We start from the raw sequence: 16,066 nt of genomic DNA, 5'->3' as shown, positions 1-16,066 counted from the left end.
CGGTCACGTACCGGCGTGGCCCTCGTCGATTGCCACCGAGCCCGAGGCTGACCGGCCGAGATCTGCCAGTCTCCCCGTCGAGGGCGGGTCCGGCCCCGGGTCGGACCACGTCCATCGGCCCTCCACGGCTGATCCCGGCGACCTCAGGCGGATTCGGGCCACAGGCCGGGGACCAGAATGACCCCATGAGCCACGACCGCGAACACCCGGACGACGACCGCGTCTTCGTCCGGAGCAACTGGGGCACGAACCGCTACGTCTACAACGCGCGCAACCCCGTCGGCCGCGTCCTCATCGTCGGCTCGCTGCTGTTCGCGGCGGGCGGGCTCTACGCGATGTCCCACCCGGACCTCTTCCGGGGCGGCTGGGACGGTGACGACCTGCGGACCGCGGTGACGGGCGCGACGGCGCAGCTGTCGCGGGAGAGAACCGGCCCGGGCACCGACACCGGCCTTTACGCGGACATCCTGACGCAGGACATCGCGCGGCACGGGCAGGGCCCGCAGGACGCCCTCACCGTCACCCTCGCCTCCGACCCGCCCGAATCCACGATCTGGTACGGCGGCACCGAGGACGCCGACTTCTCGGTCAGGGCCCGCGGCACCGATACCGCCTTCTGCCTGCACGTCCACGCGGTGCAGCGGCCGAAGGCGACGGGCTACGACGCCGTGGACTTCACCGTCGACGACGGGAGCTGCCCTGGAGAGACCACCGGGGCGCCCTGACGGCGCCCGGCGCTCCACATGCGCCCGCGCGAGCCGTCCCGCATTCTGAAGTCATGGCTGAGAGCACGTTCTCGAAGATTTCCTGGACCGAGTTCCGCCCCGACCAGAAGCGGCTGACCGTCGGTGCCGCGCTGACCGGCGCCGGGATGCTGGTCGCCACGGCCGGTGTGGGCCTGCTCGTCTTCGAACTGGTCCGCGCGGGCCGGACCTGGACCGGCAGCTGGGAGGTGTCACCCGGCGAGCTCGCCTCCCGGGCGCTCCACCAGGCGCAGACCGCGGCGCAGGCCGGCCGCGACGCATGGCGCACATACGAGGAGCAGGCGGTCTGACAACACGCCGTCGGCCCCCGGGACCAAGTGGTCCCGGGGGCCGACAGAGATGTACTTACCGATCCATCAGGATCAGAAGTCCATGTCACCGCCCGGCATGCCGCCCGGAGCGCCGCCCGCGGCGGCCTTCTCCGGCTTGTCGGCGATGACGGCCTCGGTGGTGAGGAACAGCGCGGCGATGGACGCGGCGTTCTGCAGCGCGGAACGCGTGACCTTCGCCGGGTCGAGGATGCCCTCGGCGATCATGTCGACGTACTCGCCGGTCGCGGCGTTCAGGCCGTGGCCGATGGGAAGGTTGCGGACCTTCTCCACGACGACGCCACCCTCGAGACCACCGTTGACGGCGATCTGCTTGAGCGGGGCCTCGAGGGCGAGCTTCACGGCGTTGGCGCCGGTCGCCTCGTCACCGTCGAGCTCGAGCTTCTCGAAGACCGCGGAGGCCTGGAGCAGGGCCACGCCACCACCGGCGACGATGCCCTCCTCGACGGCCGCCTTCGCGTTGCGAACGGCGTCCTCGATGCGGTGCTTGCGCTCCTTGAGCTCGACCTCGGTCGCGGCACCGGCCTTGATGACCGCAACACCGCCGGCGAGCTTCGCCAGGCGCTCCTGCAGCTTCTCGCGGTCGTAGTCGCTGTCCGAGTTCTCGATCTCGGCACGGATCTGGTTGACGCGGCCCTGGACCTGGTCGCTGTCACCGGCGCCGTCGACGATCGTCGTCTCGTCCTTGGTGATGACGACCTTGCGGGCGCGGCCGAGCAGGTCGAGACCGGCGTTCTCCAGCTTGAGGCCGACCTCCTCGGAGATGACGGTGCCACCGGTGAGGATGGCGATGTCGCCGAGCATGGCCTTGCGGCGGTCACCGAAGCCCGGGGCCTTGACGGCGACGGACTTGAAGGTGCCACGGATCTTGTTGACGACCAGGGTCGACAGGGCCTCGCCCTCGACGTCCTCGGCGATGATCAGCAGCGGCTTGCCGGACTGCATGACCTTCTCGAGCAGCGGAAGGAGGTCCTTCACGTTGCCGATCTTGGAGTTGACGATGAGGATGTACGGGTCGTCGAGCGACGCCTCCATACGCTCCATGTCGGTGGCGAAGTACGCCGAGATGTAGCCCTTGTCGAAGCGCATGCCCTCGGTGAGCTCAAGCTCGAGACCGAAGGTCTGCGACTCCTCGACGGTGATGACGCCTTCCTTGCCGACCTTGTCCATCGCCTCGGCGATGAGCTCGCCGATCTGGGTGTCGGCGGCGGAGATGGAGGCCGTGGAAGCGATCTGCTCCTTGGTCTCGACATCCTTGGCCTGCTCGAGCAGGGCGGCGGAGACGGCCTCGACGGCCTTCTCGATGCCGCGCTTGAGGGCCATCGGGTTGGCGCCGGCCGCGACGTTGCGCAGGCCTTCCTTGACGAGCGCCTGAGCGAGGACGGTCGCGGTCGTCGTGCCGTCACCGGCGACGTCGTCCGTCTTCTTCGCGACCTCCTTGACCAGCTCGGCGCCGATCTTCTCGTACGGGTCCTCGAGCTCGATCTCCTTGGCGATGGACACACCATCGTTGGTGATCGTGGGGGCGCCCCACTTCTTCTCGAGGACGACGTTGCGACCCTTGGGGCCCAGGGTCACCTTGACGGCGTCGGCGAGCTGGTTCATGCCGCGCTCGAGGCCGCGCCGTGCCTCCTCGTCGAACGCGATGATCTTGGCCATGTGAAGTGGTCCTCCCGGACGGGGTGGAAACGCAAACGGACCGTGCTGGTGCCCGCGACGGACGGCCTGCGTGCCGTGTGGTTCCTTGCCCCACCCGGCCTGCGAGCCTCACCGACCCGATCCAAGTTCTGTCACTCTCACCTTCAGAGTGCTAACGCAATGATTAGCACTCGGCCTAGGAGAGTGCAAGCGCCTCCGGCAGACGCGCGGCCCTCCCGGGCGGTGTGCGCGGGTCGCGCGCAGACGCACGAGAGGCCCGCACCCCTCGCGGGGTGCGGGCCTCTCGGCGTGAGTGTGTCGGTGGCCGATCGCGCCGAGATCAGACGGCGAGCTTGACCATGTCCGCCTGCGGACCCTTCTGGCCCTGCGAGATCTCGAATTCGACTCGCTGACCCTCTTCAAGGGTGCGGTATCCGTCCATCTGGATGGCGCTGTAGTGGACGAATACATCCGCACCACCGTCGACCGCGATGAAGCCGTACCCCTTCTCCGCGTTGAACCACTTGACGGTGCCCTGAGCCATGACTAACTCCCCTATTACTGGCCCTTGCACAGGCCCGCACTTCGCGGACCCGGGTCAGACCTCACGCCCCATTGGTTGGAGGTGTGCGCCGGAACGCGTCGACCGCGGCTGAATGTATCTGCCCAACTGCCCTCTGCAACAGGTCAATCGGACGAGAATTCTGGGCACGGCAGAGCGGTAATAAGCGGCGGAGTCATTGGATTCCGGGGCAACTCGGGCCCGACAAATGCCACGAACACCCGATAAGGGCGGGGCACTTTGGCTGCTTCTTGTCGGACGGCGGCCGACTTCATATATGCGCTCGGCACAGGCGCGAAGCTCGCTTCCCAACTCTACCGCGCTCAACCATGCAGAATTGCCCCCTCCGCTTCTCTCGCGGAGGGGGCAATTCAGGTGACTCTGTGTGGCCTTGCAAGGCCGGGCGATCAGCCGCCGGCGACGGCCGGGATGATCGAGACGCCCGCGCCTTCCGGCGTCGCCGTCTCCAGGCCCTGCTCGAAGCGCACGTCGTCGTCGTTGACGTACACGTTCACGAAGCGGCGCAGCTTGCCCTGGTCGTCCAGGACGCGGGCCGCGATGCCCGTGTGGTTCTTCTCCAGGTCGGCGATGACCTCGGAGAGGGTCCCGCCCTCGGCGGCGACCTCGGCCTTGCCGCCGGTGTAGGTGCGCAGGATGGTGGGGATGCGGACGTTGACGCTCATGGGGGCTGCAGCCTTTCCGTGCGGGTGTCGCGGGAGTGCGCGGGTCTTCAGTGGGCGAGGCCCGCGTCCCGGAACGCGTCCAGGCTCGGGCGGATGGTCGCGGTCGCCTGGGACGTCTCGGCGACCGCGTCGAGGGTCTTGAGGCCGTCGCCGGTGTTGAGGACGACGGTGGTGAGCGTCGGGTCGATCAGGCCGGCCTCGATCAGCTTCTTCGTCACGCCGACCGTCACACCGCCCGCGGTCTCCGCGAAGATGCCCTCGGTCTGCGCGAGGAGCTTGATCGCCTCGACGACCTGCTCGTCGTCGACGTCCTCCACGGCGCCGCCGGTGCGGCGGGCGATGTCGAGGACGTACGGGCCGTCGGCCGGGTTGCCGATGGCCAGGGACTTGGCGATCGTGTTCGGCTTCTGCGGCCGCACGACGTCGTGGCCGCCCTTGTAGGCGACGGACACCGGCGAGCAGCCCTCGGCCTGGGCGCCGAAGAGCTTGTACGGCTTGTCCTCGACGAGGCCGAGCTTGATCAGCTCCTGGAGGCCCTTGTCGATCTTCGTGAACTGGGAGCCGGACGCGATCGGGATGACCAGCTGGTCCGGGAGCCGCCAGCCGAGCTGCTCGCAGATCTCGTACGCGAGCGTCTTGGAGCCCTCGCCGTAGTACGGGCGCAGGTTGACGTTGACGAAGCCCCAGCCCTCGCCGAGCGGGTCGCCGATGAGCTCGGAGCAGAAGCGGTTGACGTCGTCGTAGTTGCCCTCGATACCGACGAGTTCGCCGCCGTAGACCGCGGCCATGACGACCTTGCCCTGCTCCAGGTCGTGCGGGATGAACACGCAGGAGCGGAAGCCGGCACGGGCCGCGGCGGCGCCGACGGCGCCGGCGAGGTTGCCGGTGGAGGAGCAGGACAGGGTGGTGAAGCCGAAGGCGCGGGCGGCCTCGATGGCCTGGGCGACGACGCGGTCCTTGAAGGAGTGCGTGGGGTTGCCGGAGTCGTCCTTGACGAACAGCTTGCCCTGCTCGACGCCGAGTTCACGGGCAAGGTTGTCGGCCTTGACGAGCTTGGTCCAGCCGGGGTTCAGGTTCGGCTTCTCGGCGACGTCGGCCGGGACGGGCAGGAGAGGGGCGTAGCGCCAGATGTTGGCGGGTCCGGCCTCGATCTCCTTGCGCAGCGACTCGGGGTCGCCGACCGGCAGGTCGTAGGAGACTTCGAGCGGCCCGAAACACTCGGCACAGGCGAAGATCGGTCCGAGCGGGAAGCTGGTGCCGCACTCGCGGCAGGAAAGCGCCGAGGCGGGTCCGAGATCAACGGACGTGGTGGTGGCGACAGTCTGCGCAGCCATGATGGCGAGGCCCTTTCTCCTCATCTTCCTCGCGGCGCATCTCGCCACGAGACGGAATTGGCACCTTCCCCACCTGGACCTCGACAAGGTCGGCGGGAGGGTTGCCGGGACTTCAACGGGCCGTATCCCTCTGTCCCTCTGGATGAGCGCTATTCGGTTGTTGAGCTGGCACTTGATCACTCAAGCGCGGCGGCGACCCCGACATGCGATGGTCACCGGCGTTGTTCAAGACTGTAACCGAAGGCCTGGACGCTTGAGATAGTCGTCCGAACCGCGAGATGGATCACAGTTCGTGATCAGACAGTTCAGACAGTGAGGAGCCGCGCACCGTGCTGGAAGAAGTTGAGCGCTGGCTGAGCAGGCGTTCCTGGTCGGTGTCGGACCGCCCGCTCCCTCAGTTGATCGCCGCGAAGCGTGCCTCGGGCACCTCGGTGAGCGTGGTACTGCCCGCGCTGAACGAGGAGGAGACGGTCGGCGAGATCGTCGCCGAGATCCGGCGCGCCCTGATGACGGAGCGGGTGCCGCTGGTCGACGAGCTGGTGGTGATCGACTCGGGCTCGACGGACCGTACGGCCGAGGTCGCGCGGGCCGCCGGGGCGCGCGTCGTGCACCGGGACACGATCCTGCCGAGGATCCCGGCCCTGCCCGGCAAGGGCGAGGTGCTGTGGCGCTCGCTGCTCGTGACGGGCGGCGACATCGTCTGCTTCGTCGACGCGGACCTGAAGGAGTTCTCCGCGGACTTCGTCTCGGGGATCGTGGGCCCGCTGCTCACGGATCCCGGCGTGGACTTCGTGAAGGCGATGTACGACCGCCCGCTCGGGTCCGCCGCGGGCCAGGGGGGCCGGGTCACGGAGCTGGTCGCGCGCCCCGTCCTCAATCTGCACTGGCCGCTGCTCGCGGGGTTCGTGCAGCCGCTCGGCGGCGAGTACGCGGCCCGCAGGTCGCTCCTGGAGCGCCTGCCGTTCCCCGTCGGTTACGGAGTCGAGCTCGGTCTTCTCGTCGACGCGCTGCACACGGTGGGCCTGGACGCGCTCGGGCAGGTCGACGTGGGCGTGCGCAAGCACCGGCACCAGGACGGGCAGGCGCTCGGGCGGATGGCCGCGGCGATCTACCGCACCGCGCAACTGCGGCTCGCGCGCGGGCACCTCGTACGTCCGGTGCTCACCCAGTTCGAGCGCGGGGAACAGGGATTCGAGCCGCGCACGCATGATGTGGACACCGAGGAACGCCCCCCGATGACCGAAATCACCGAGTACGCGGAGCGCCGCGTGGCGTAGCCGGGGCAATCGTATGTTTTGCCTACATTGCCCTTTATGTGGCTCAGACAAGTTTCGGGTGAGCGACGGCTGCGCGCAGCCGCCACCCGCACCGCCGGGGCGCTCGTCGCCACGGCCACCGCACTGACGGCGCTCGGCGCCGCGGCCCCCGCCTCGGCGGACGCGGTCGCGCCGTTCACCAAGCGCTACATCGGCAACACGGTCATGGGCTGCCGGGCCGCGCCGGCCGGCCTGACGGCGCGCTGCGCGGCGGCCGGCGGCGGCCGGGGCGGCCGCAACGACACGTTCGTGACGCAGCGCGTCAACACGGCCGGTACGACGGCCGGTTACGGCTCCAGCACCGGCCGGGTGACGATCCCGCCCGGCGCGAAGGTGACGTACGCGCCGGCGCCGCCCGCCCTGCGCATCACGAGCGTGCCGGAGCGGCCCGCCGCGCCGCCGTGCGCGGAGACCGGGAACACCGTCACGATCGCCGACTTCTCCGCCAGGAAGCGCACCGGCGTCGCCGTCGAGTGGCCCGTGACGGCGGGCTCGGCCCCGGTCGCCTCCGCCGGGAGCGTCACGAAGCGGGGGGCCGTGTACGTCTGGAAGGGTGACGTCGCGGCCCACGGCGAGGTCGTCATCACACAGCGCGTGAAGGCGTCCTGCACGGCGGGCCGGGCCACCGTGATCACCGTGACGGCCGACGTGCCCCGCACCAACTGCCCGAAGGCCCGGCCCGGCGAGGGCGACCCGTGCACCTCGGTCATCACCGCCAGGCGGGAGCAGGCCCGCCCGGCCCCGGCTCAGGAGGCGCACGGCAGCGCGCTGGCCGACACCGGTGACTCGGACCGTTTTCTGTACGGCGGTCTCGCGGCGGCCCTGTGCACGCTCGGTGTCCTCGCGGTGGCGGCGGCGCGCAGCCGCCGGTACTGACCCGCGCGGGTAACCGCCGCGGCAGGCGGACGGCGGATCGTATACGGCCGGACTCCCACGGAGTCCGGCCGTACGTTTGAGCGTTTACGGGCCGGGCTACTTTGCCCGTATGGCTTCCACGCAGGGTGCACAGATCCTCGTCGCGTCCAACCGCGGTCCGGTCTCGTACGAGCTCGGGGCCGACGGGACGCTCGACGCGCGGCGCGGCGGGGGCGGGCTCGTCTCCGGGCTCTCCGCGATCGGACAGGACCCGGACGGGGCGAGCGCGGTGTGGGTGTGCGCGGCCCTCGGCGAAGGCGACCGCGAGGCGGTGCGGCGCGGCGTCGGCGAGCCCGGCGTGCGGATGCTCGACATCGACCCCGAGGTGTACGCCGACGCGTACAACGGCATCGCGAACTCGGTCCTCTGGTTCGTCCACCACATGCTCTACCAGACGCCCCTGGAGCCGGTCTTCGGGCCACGGTTCCGTGCGCAGTGGGCGTCGTACGAGGCCTACAACCGGGCGTTCGCGGAGGCGCTGGCCGCGGAGGCCGGGCCGGGCGCCGCGGTCGTCGTGCAGGACTACCACCTGGCGCTCGTGCCGGGGATGCTGCGGGAGCTGCGCGGCGACCTGCGCATCGGGCACTTCTCGCACACCCCGTGGGCGCCGGTCGACTACTTCCGGATGCTGCCGGACGACATCGCCGGGCAGCTGCTGCGCGGGATGCTGGGCGCGGACCGGCTCGGCTTCCTGACGCGGCGCTGGGCGGACACGTTCACGGCGTGCTGCGAGGCCGTGGTGGGCGGCACGTTCGGTACCGAGATCGGGGTGCACGGCCTGGGCGCGGACGCGGACTTCCTGCGGGAGCGCTCGCGCCGCCCCGATGTCGAGGAGCGGCTCGCCGCGCTGCGGGAGCAGATCGGCGGCCCGGACCGCAAGGTGATCGTCCGCGTGGACCGCACGGAGCTGTCGAAGAACATCGTGCGCGGCCTGCACGCGTACGGCCTCCTCCTCGATGAGCACCCCGAGTGGCGCGAGCGGGTGGTGCATGTCGCCTTCGCGTACCCGTCACGGCAGGACCTCGCGGTCTACCGGGAGTACACCGACGAGGTGTCCCGGGTCGCCGGGGAGATCAACTCCCGCTTCGGTACGGAGAGTTGGATCCCGGTCGTACTCCATGTGAAGGACGACTTCGCCCGCTCCCTGGCCGCGTACCGGCTGGCCGACGTGGCGCTGGTCAACCCGATCAGGGACGGCATGAACCTCGTCGCCAAGGAGGTCCCGGTCGTCTCCGACGAGGGCTGCGCGCTGGTCCTGTCGCGAGAGGCGGGGGCGTACGAGGAGCTGGGCGACGACGCGCTCGTGGTGAACCCGTACGACGTGTCGGCGACGGCCGGAGCCCTGCACACCGCACTGCTCATGGGCGACGGGGAGCGCGCCGAACGCACGAAGCGGCTCGCGGCCGCGGCGACCGCGCTGCCGCCCGCCCAGTGGTTCCTGGACCAGCTCGACGCGCTGCGGGCCCAGGCGCGGGGCTAGGGTCTGTCCGGCGGATCAGGTCGCACTCGGGGGCCTGCGCTGATCTGTGCTGGTGAGCGGGGTCTGGTGCGTCGAGATGCAAGGCGGAGGAGGGCGACAACGCGGAGCGTTGGCAACCGACGACAACGCCGCAGGTCGGCGTGCCAGACCCCGCGCCCGCGACAAGATCCGCCGGACAGGCCCTAGGCCCGGGAGCTGATCGCGCCGGCCAGACCCGACAGCAGCCCCACCACTCCCTCCGGTCCGTCCACCACCACGTCAGCGCGTTCCGCCAGCTCCGTGACCTCCGAGCTGCCGCTGCACACCAGCAGCCCCGGCACCCCGTCCTTGCGGAGCTCGTCGACGGCGGCGAACGCGGACAGGTCGCCGAGGTCGTCGCCCCCGTACAGGACCGACGTCGCGCCCACTTCCCGTACATAGGCGCTGAGCGCGGCGCCCTTGTCCATGCCGGGCGGCCGCAGTTCCAGGACGAGCCGGCCGGGCTCGACGATCAGGCCGTGCCGGGCCGCGAGGTCGGACAGGGGCGCGCGCAGCGCCTCGAACGCCGCCTGCGGGTCGGCCGCGCGGCGCGTGTGGACGGCGACGGCCCGGCCCTTCTCCTCGATCCAGGTGCCGCGCCAGGCGCCCACGGACTCCAGGACCCCGGGCAGTTCGGCCCGGACGGCCGCGACGCCGGGGTGCGGGGCGGGGGCGTGGACCGTGCCGGTGACGGCGTCCCAGCGCTCGGCGCCGTAGTGGCCGAGGACCACGAGGTGTTCGAGGCCCGGGATGCCCGCGAAGCCGCCGTGGCGTACGGCGACGCCGGCGGGGCGACCGGTGATCACGGCGACGGACGCGACCTGCGGTGCCAGCGCGGCGAGCGCGCGGACGGCGCCCGGGTGGGCGCGGGCCTGTTCGGGGTCGGGCACGATCGGCGCGAGCGTGCCGTCGAAGTCGAGCGCGATCACGGCCCGCGCGGGGTCCGAGAGGAGTACGTCGAGGCCGTCACGCCCGGCGGAGGTCACAGGCGACGGCAGGTCGTGCTGCTGAGGGCTGCCCATGCGCCGAGCCTATCCGCGGGAGGCGGACCGCACTCCTGGCGTGCGGGTCAGCGTTCCTCGCGGCGCGCGTCCCGTACCCGGCGCAGCCGGTTGACGGTGACCGGGTCGTGGGCGAGGGCCCTCGGGTCGTCGAGGAGCGCGTTGAGCAGCTGGTAGTAGCGCACCGGGGCGAGCCCCAGCTCCTCGCGCACGGCGCGCTCCTTGGCCCCGGCCGACGCCCACCCGCGCCGCTCCAGGGCGAGGACGCCCTGCTCACGGGGGGACAGGGCGCCGGACGTCTCCCGGGCGGACTCGGGCTCGGGCGCCGGCCCCGACTCGGGCGCCGGCTCTGTCCCCGGCTCTGTCTCTGTCTCTGCGTACGGCGGTTCGCTCACGGCAGCGACGCTACTCCGCGTTCTCCGCCGCGTCGGCCGAGCGCTGAAGGCGGCCGAGGGTGGCGCCCGGGTTGCCGTTGGGGCCGACGGCCGAGCCGATCTCGCGCTTGACGCCGGCGCTGACCTGGGCCCAGGACATCTTGCCGACGGGGTAGAGCTGCGAGTTCGGCAGCTCTCCGAGGAACTGCGAGAGCTTCTGGTCACGCCTGTCGGCCATCGTGTCCGACGCGGAGTTGGTGACCGGCAGGAGGTCGTACTCGCGCGAGAAGTCGAGGACGTTCTTCTCGCTGTAGACGAAGTCGAGGAACTTGCCGACCTGGTCCTTGTGGCCGTTCTGCCGGAACGCCATCATCCAGTCGGCGACGCCCATGGTCGAACGGGCCCTGCCGTGGATGCCGGGCATCGGCACCGTGCCGAACCTGACGCCCTTCTTGGCGGCCATCTGCATCAGCGTCGGGTGCCCGTTGAGCATGCCGACGTCACCGCGCGTGAAGGCCGCGAAGGCCTGTGCGCGGTCGAGCTTGGCGGGCGGGGTCGGGCCGGTGAGGCCCTGGCCGACCAGGTCGTCCTTCAGCCACTCGAAGGTCCTGACGTTCTGCGGGGAGTCGATGCTGTAGGTGCCGACGTCGTCGGTGTACCCGGAGCCGCCGCTCAGCATCCACATCATCGTCTCGGCCTGCGCCTCCTCGCGGCCCAGCGGGAGCGCGTAGGGGATCTTCACGCCGCGCGCCTTGAGGGCCTTGGCGTCGGCCTGGAGCTGGGCCCAGGTCTGCGGCGGGGTCAGGCCGGCCTTGTCGAAGAGGGTCTTGTTATAGAACAGCAGCCGCGTGGAGGACGCGAAGGGCATGCCGTACTGGACGCGGGAGACCTCACCGGCGGCGGCGAGCTGCGGCAGGAAGTCGGACTGCACGGGGATGGAGAGCAGGTCGTTCGCGCTGTAGAGCTTGCCGCTCGCGGCATAGTCGGAGTACGCGCCGATCTGCGCCATGTCGGGCGCGTGGCCGTCCGCGACCATCTTCTTGACCTTGGCGTCGACGTCGTTCCAGGAGTAGACGCTGACGTCGACCTTGATGCCGGGGTTCTTCTTCTCGAAGGCGGCGGACAGCTTGTCCCAGTACTTCTGGGAGCTGTTCGCCGGGGAGTCGCCGTAGTCGGCGGCCACCAGCTTCAGGGTCACGTCGTCGGAGCCCGGGCCCCCGCAGGCGGCCAGCGTCGCCGCCATGCCGAGCGCGGCCACCGCCGCCGTCAGACCTGTCATGCGCCGCTGCACAGCCGGTTTCCCACCCTCTTGATGTCGCTCGTCAGGATTTCGGGCCCGGAATGCTCACGAGGCCCGGCCATAAGGTCTACACCACACGGGTTTCGCACCCGCAACGGGCCTTCGCCGGGGAAGCGGAAACGCATCATCCGTACACATCGACGCAAGATCCGTGCAAGTGGACTAGACCTCTCGCGGGTTGAGGCGCGAGACTGTCCCCGTGAGACATGTCATCGCCCTCGATGTGGGCGGCACCGGAATGAAGGCCGCGCTGGTCGGGGCCGACGGCACCCTGCTCCACCAGACGCGGCGCGCCACCGGCCGCGAGCGTGGGCCCGACGCGGTCGTCGAGACGATACTCGGCTTCGCCGCCGACCTGCGGGCGTACGGCGAGGAACACCTCGGGGAGCCGGCCTCCGCGGCCGGCGTCGCGGTGCCGGGCATCGTCGACGACGAGCACGGCATCGCCCTGTACGCGTCGAACCTCGGCTGGCGCGACGTGCCGATGCGCAGACTGCTGAGCGATCGGCTCGACGGCATCCCCGTCGCCCTCGGCCACGACGTGCGCACCGGCGGCCTCGGCGAGGGACGGCTCGGCGCGGGCAAGGGCGCCGACCGCTTCCTGTTCGTGCCGCTCGGCACGGGCATCGCCGGCGCCATCGGCATCGCCGGCCGCATCGAACCCGGCGCGCACGGCTCGGCCGGCGAGATCGGCCACATCGTCGTACGCCCCGGCGGCACGGACTGCAGCTGCGGCCAGCGCGGCTGCCTGGAGCGCTACGCGTCCGCCTCGGCGGTCTCGCTCGCCTGGGCCGAGGCCACCGGCGATCCGGAGGCGGACGCCGCGGACTGCGCCAAGGCCGTCGAGTCCGGTGACCCCCGGGCGCGGCAGGTCTGGCGGGAGGCCGTGGAGGCGCTCGCCGACGGGCTCGTCACGGCGCTCACTCTGCTGGACCCGCGCACCCTGATCATCGGTGGCGGTCTGGCCGAGGCGGGGGAAACCTTGTTCACACCACTGCGGGCCGCCGTCGAGGAACGCGTGACGTTCCAGAAGCTGCCCACGATCGTCCCGGCGGCCCTCGGGGACACCGCCGGCTGCCTGGGCGCGGGCCTGCTCGCCTGGGACCTGCTCGCCCGGTCCACCGATTCCACGGAGGTAGTCGCCTGATGGCCGCTCTGAATGTTCTCTCCGGCGCCCGCGTCGTCCTGCCGGCCGGCGTCGTCGAGAACGGACGCGTGATCGTGGACGGCGCGAGGATCGCCGGCAGCGCGCCGGCCGGCGCCCCCTCCACCGATCTCACCGGCCACTGGGTCGTGCCCGGCTTCGTCGACATGCACAACCACGGCGGCGGCGGGGCCTCCTTCACCTCGGGATCGATCGACGACATCCTCAAGGGCGTCCGCACGCACCGCCTGCACGGCACCACGACGGTCGTCGCGTCCTTCGTCACCGGCGAGACGGACTTCCTCACCCAGCGCGCGGGCCTGCTGTCCGAACTGGCCGAGCAGGGCGAGATCGCGGGCATCCACTTCGAGGGCCCGTTCATCTCCCCGTGCCGCAAGGGCGCCCATGACGAAACGCTCCTGCGCGACCCCGACCCGGCCGAGGTCCGCAAGCTGCTCGACGCGTCGCGCGGCCAGGCCAAGATGGTCACCCTCGCCCCCGAACTCCCCGGCGGCATCGACTCCGTACGCCTCCTCGCCGAGCACGGCGTGATCGCCGCGATCGGCCACACCGACGCCACGTACGAGCAGACCGTCGAGGCGATCGACGCGGGCGCCACCGTCGCCACGCACCTCTACAACGCCATGCCGGCCATCGGCCACCGCGCCCCGGGCCCCATCGCGGCGCTCCTGGAGGACGAGCGGATCACCGTCGAACTCATCAACGACGGCACGCATCTGCACCCGGCCGCCCTGGAGCTGGCGTTCCGTCATGTGGGCAGCGGGCGCGTCGCGTTCATCACCGACGCCATGGACGCCGCGGGCTTCGGCGACGGCCGCTACATGCTCGGCACCCTGGAGGTCGAGGTGAAGGACAGCGTCGCGCGGCTCGTCGAGGGCAATTCCATCGCCGGCTCGACGCTCACGCTGGACCGCGCGTTCAAGCGCGCCGCCACCATCGACAAGCTGCCCGTCGAGGACATCGTCCGCGCGATCTCCGCCAACCCGGCCCGCCTCCTCGGCGTGGACGACAGGGTGGGCTCGCTGGAGCCCGGCAAGGACGCCGACCTCGTGGTCCTCGACGAGGACTTCGAGGTCAAGGGCGTGATGCGCAAGGGCCGGTGGATCGTGGAACCCCGGCTCACGTGAGGTCTGGGCCTACCGCCCGGTCTTTGGCATGATCAGGCCGCGTTACTGAAGGTAGTTCCGAACTGAGGGGTGGGCTGGGGTCTCGTGATCCTCACGGTCACACTGAACGCCGCGCTCGACATCACCTACGACGTGCCGGCGCTGCACCCGCACGCGTCGCACCGCGTCACCAAGGTCACCGAACGCCCCGGCGGCAAGGGCCTCAACGTCGCGCGCGTGCTCGCCGCGCTCGGCCACGACGTGACCGTCACCGGCTTCGCCGGCGGCGGCACGGGCCGAGCCCTCAGGGAACAGCTCGTGGAATCCCCCGGCATCCGGGACGCGCTCGTCCCGGTCTCGGGCGCCACCCGCCGCACCATCGCGGTCGTCGACGCCACGACCGGCGACACGACCCAGCTCAACGAGCCGGGCCCGCTCGTCGCCCCCACCGAGTGGTCCGCGTTCACCGAGGCCTACGAGGAGCTCCTCACGTCCGCGTCCGCGGTGGCCCTGTGCGGCAGCCTCCCGCCGGGCGTCCCCGTCGGCGCGTACGCCCAGCTGGTCCGCGCGGCCCGCGCCGCGTCCGTGCCCGTACTGCTCGACTCGTCCGGGGAACCGCTGCGCCGGGGCCTCGCGGCCCGCCCCGACATCATCAAGCCGAACTCCGACGAGCTCGCCGAGCTCACCGGCTCCCACGAGCCGCTGCGCGCCACCCGTGACGCCCGCCGCCGCGGCGCGCACTCCGTGGTCGCCTCACTGGGCCCCGAGGGCCTCCTCGCGGTCACCCCGGACGGCAGCTGGCGCGCCCCCGCCCCGGACCGCGTGAAGGGCAACCCGACGGGCGCCGGCGACTCGGCGGTCGCCGGCCTGCTCTCGGGCTGCGTGGAGGACCTGCCGTGGCCGGACCGCCTGGCCCGCGCGGTGGCCCTGTCCGCGGCGACGGTGCTGGCCCCGGTGGCCGGGGAGTTCGACCGCGCGGCCTACGAGGAACTGCTCGGCCGGGTCGCGGTGACGCAACAGACGACGACAGCGGCCTAGGGCACGCCCCAGGCCGCTGCCGGCAAGCCTCTGTCGGTCAGCCCTTGCTGCCCTTGACCAGCCACATCTGGTCGAAGTTGGCGTCGCACTGGTTGCCCTGCTCGCACGAGATCGTGATCGCGTTCGTGCCCTTGCTGAGCTGGACGACGGACCAGGTGTTGGTCCACCCCTTCTCCCAGTCGCCTTCCTTGGCGCGGGAGAAGTTCTCCATGTTGAGCGGGCGGGTCTGCACCTTGCCGTTGACCGTGATGGTCGCGTCGGCGTTCTTGCCCGGCACGCCGTAGTTGACGCGCAGGCTGTACGCGCCGTCCTTCGGGATGCCGTTGACCGTCCAGGTGAGCCTGGCGCCCACCTGGTTGAAGCCGGCCACATAGGTGCCGCCGTCGGCCTTGGCGCCCTGGACGTCCGACGCGGTGGCGGTGCCGCCCTCGAGCTTCAGCGCCTTGGCGTCCGTCTTCGGGAGGTCGACCGGCTTGTCGGCCCTCTTGGACGCGGTCTGGCTCGGCTCGACCGACTGGGAGCCGCCGGACGGCTGACCGCCCGCGTCGCCGCCCTTCGCGTCGTCGTTCGAGTCGCCGCCGAGGACCGCGACACCGATGCCGATGACCACGGCCGCCACGACGGCGAGCGCGCCGATCAGCAGGCCCTTGGTGTTGGGCCCCCGTCCCCGGCCGCCACCGCCGCCGTGCTGCGTGGGCGTCACCGTGGTCGGCGCACCGCCGGGCAGCGTCTCGGGGGCCGAGTAGTGCGCGTTCGGCTGACCGTAGGCCTGGGGCTGCTGCTGGGGCGCCTGACCGTACGCGGCGGTCGGCTGCTGCCCGTACTGCCGCTCACCGACCGGCCTGACCTGGTGGTAGGACCGGGGACCCGGATAGCCGTAGCCGCCGCCCCCGCTGGGCGGTGTCGCCCCGGCCGCCTGTCCGTCGGCGTACAGATAGCCGAACGGATCGTCGTCCTCGGGCGTGCTCGCGCCGTTGTCAGCGGGCGCCATCCCTGATCACTCCCTACGTATCGCTTACCCGGCGAGCGTACCCGCTGGGAGT

16 protein-coding genes and 1 riboswitch are annotated in these 16,066 nt (G+C 71.2%); of the genes, 8 read left to right on the top strand and 8 right to left on the bottom strand.

What is annotated here, in order from left to right:
* Positions 1–185 precede the first annotated feature (185 nt).
* Together OHO83_RS25305 and OHO83_RS25300 are read left to right on the top strand one after the other, a co-directional pair.
* Positions 186–725: a hypothetical protein gene (locus tag OHO83_RS25305; RefSeq protein WP_266671772.1), complete on the top strand. Its 540-nt coding sequence runs from the start codon at positions 186–188 to the stop codon at positions 723–725.
* A gap of 53 nt (positions 726–778) precedes the next feature.
* Positions 779–1,054, top strand: coding sequence for a hypothetical protein (locus tag OHO83_RS25300; RefSeq protein ID WP_266671774.1), 276 nt, complete (start codon positions 779–781; stop codon positions 1,052–1,054).
* Between the two features lie 72 nt (positions 1,055–1,126).
* Here the strand turns inward: OHO83_RS25300 and groL are convergent, their stop codons facing one another.
* The 4 genes from groL to thrC form a co-directional block, all read right to left on the bottom strand.
* On the bottom strand, positions 1,127–2,752 hold the full coding sequence (gene groL, locus OHO83_RS25295; protein WP_116512355.1) for a chaperonin GroEL: 1,626 nt from the start codon (positions 2,750–2,752) through the stop codon (positions 1,127–1,129).
* Between the two features lie 319 nt (positions 2,753–3,071).
* The gene (locus OHO83_RS25290; RefSeq protein ID WP_005315736.1) at positions 3,072–3,275 is read right to left on the bottom strand and encodes a cold-shock protein; all 204 of its coding nucleotides are present in this window, start codon (positions 3,273–3,275) and stop codon (positions 3,072–3,074) included.
* Positions 3,276–3,700: 425 nt separating this feature from the next.
* Entirely contained in the window at positions 3,701–3,976 is a 276-nt protein-coding gene (locus OHO83_RS25285) for a MoaD/ThiS family protein (protein ID WP_266671776.1), read from the bottom strand.
* Between the two features lie 47 nt (positions 3,977–4,023).
* Complete coding sequence (thrC, locus tag OHO83_RS25280; RefSeq protein WP_266671778.1) at positions 4,024–5,310, bottom strand: threonine synthase; 1,287 nt, start codon at positions 5,308–5,310, stop codon at positions 4,024–4,026.
* Positions 5,311–5,327: 17 nt separating this feature from the next.
* Positions 5,328–5,459, bottom strand: a riboswitch (SAM riboswitch).
* A 180-nt stretch (positions 5,460–5,639) separates the two neighbouring features.
* Here thrC and OHO83_RS25275 point away from each other — a divergent pair.
* From OHO83_RS25275 to OHO83_RS25265, 3 genes are all read left to right on the top strand, one after another.
* Positions 5,640–6,587 (top strand): glucosyl-3-phosphoglycerate synthase, encoded by a 948-nt coding sequence (locus tag OHO83_RS25275; RefSeq protein WP_266671780.1) that lies wholly within the window; start codon positions 5,640–5,642, stop codon positions 6,585–6,587.
* A 36-nt stretch (positions 6,588–6,623) separates the two neighbouring features.
* Positions 6,624–7,502, top strand: a complete 879-nt coding sequence (locus OHO83_RS25270; protein WP_266671782.1) for a hypothetical protein — start codon at positions 6,624–6,626, stop codon at positions 7,500–7,502.
* Positions 7,503–7,611: 109 nt separating this feature from the next.
* A complete protein-coding gene (locus OHO83_RS25265; RefSeq protein ID WP_266671784.1) occupies positions 7,612–9,021 on the top strand; it encodes an alpha,alpha-trehalose-phosphate synthase (UDP-forming) in 1,410 nt (469 codons plus the stop codon).
* Between the two features lie 182 nt (positions 9,022–9,203).
* Here the strand turns inward: OHO83_RS25265 and otsB are convergent, their stop codons facing one another.
* Genes otsB through OHO83_RS25250 form a run of 3 tightly spaced genes read right to left on the bottom strand, consistent with a single transcriptional unit; the run spans position 9,204 to position 11,705 of the window.
* Positions 9,204–10,061 (bottom strand): trehalose-phosphatase, encoded by an 858-nt coding sequence (gene otsB / locus OHO83_RS25260; protein WP_266671786.1) that lies wholly within the window; start codon positions 10,059–10,061, stop codon positions 9,204–9,206.
* 47 nt (positions 10,062–10,108) lie between these two features.
* Positions 10,109–10,435, bottom strand: coding sequence for a DUF3263 domain-containing protein (locus tag OHO83_RS25255; RefSeq protein WP_389562231.1), 327 nt, complete (start codon positions 10,433–10,435; stop codon positions 10,109–10,111).
* 10 nt (positions 10,436–10,445) lie between these two features.
* Positions 10,446–11,705, bottom strand: a complete 1,260-nt coding sequence (locus OHO83_RS25250) for an ABC transporter substrate-binding protein (RefSeq protein WP_443066061.1) — start codon at positions 11,703–11,705, stop codon at positions 10,446–10,448.
* Positions 11,706–11,913: 208 nt separating this feature from the next.
* Here OHO83_RS25250 and OHO83_RS25245 point away from each other — a divergent pair, with 208 nt between their 5' ends.
* The 3 genes from OHO83_RS25245 to OHO83_RS25235 all read left to right on the top strand — a co-directional run bounded on the left by OHO83_RS25245 (position 11,914) and on the right by OHO83_RS25235 (position 15,023).
* Complete coding sequence (locus OHO83_RS25245; RefSeq protein WP_266671790.1) at positions 11,914–12,861, top strand: ROK family protein; 948 nt, start codon at positions 11,914–11,916, stop codon at positions 12,859–12,861.
* Positions 12,861–14,006 (top strand): N-acetylglucosamine-6-phosphate deacetylase, encoded by a 1,146-nt coding sequence (gene nagA, locus OHO83_RS25240; RefSeq protein WP_266671792.1) that lies wholly within the window; start codon positions 12,861–12,863, stop codon positions 14,004–14,006. Before OHO83_RS25245 ends, nagA begins: the two co-directional genes overlap by 1 nt.
* An 84-nt stretch (positions 14,007–14,090) precedes the next feature.
* Positions 14,091–15,023: a 1-phosphofructokinase family hexose kinase gene (locus OHO83_RS25235; RefSeq protein ID WP_266671794.1), complete on the top strand. Its 933-nt coding sequence runs from the start codon at positions 14,091–14,093 to the stop codon at positions 15,021–15,023.
* A gap of 37 nt (positions 15,024–15,060) precedes the next feature.
* On the opposite strand, the gene OHO83_RS25230 is transcribed toward OHO83_RS25235, so the two are convergent.
* Positions 15,061–16,014: a carbohydrate-binding protein gene (locus OHO83_RS25230; RefSeq protein WP_266671795.1), complete on the bottom strand. Its 954-nt coding sequence runs from the start codon at positions 16,012–16,014 to the stop codon at positions 15,061–15,063.
* Positions 16,015–16,066 lie beyond the last annotated feature (52 nt).

This window comes from Streptomyces sp. NBC_00569 (assembly GCF_036345255.1).
GTDB lineage: Bacteria > Actinomycetota > Actinomycetes > Streptomycetales > Streptomycetaceae > Streptomyces.
This window is presented reverse-complemented; position numbering and strand designations above follow the sequence as displayed.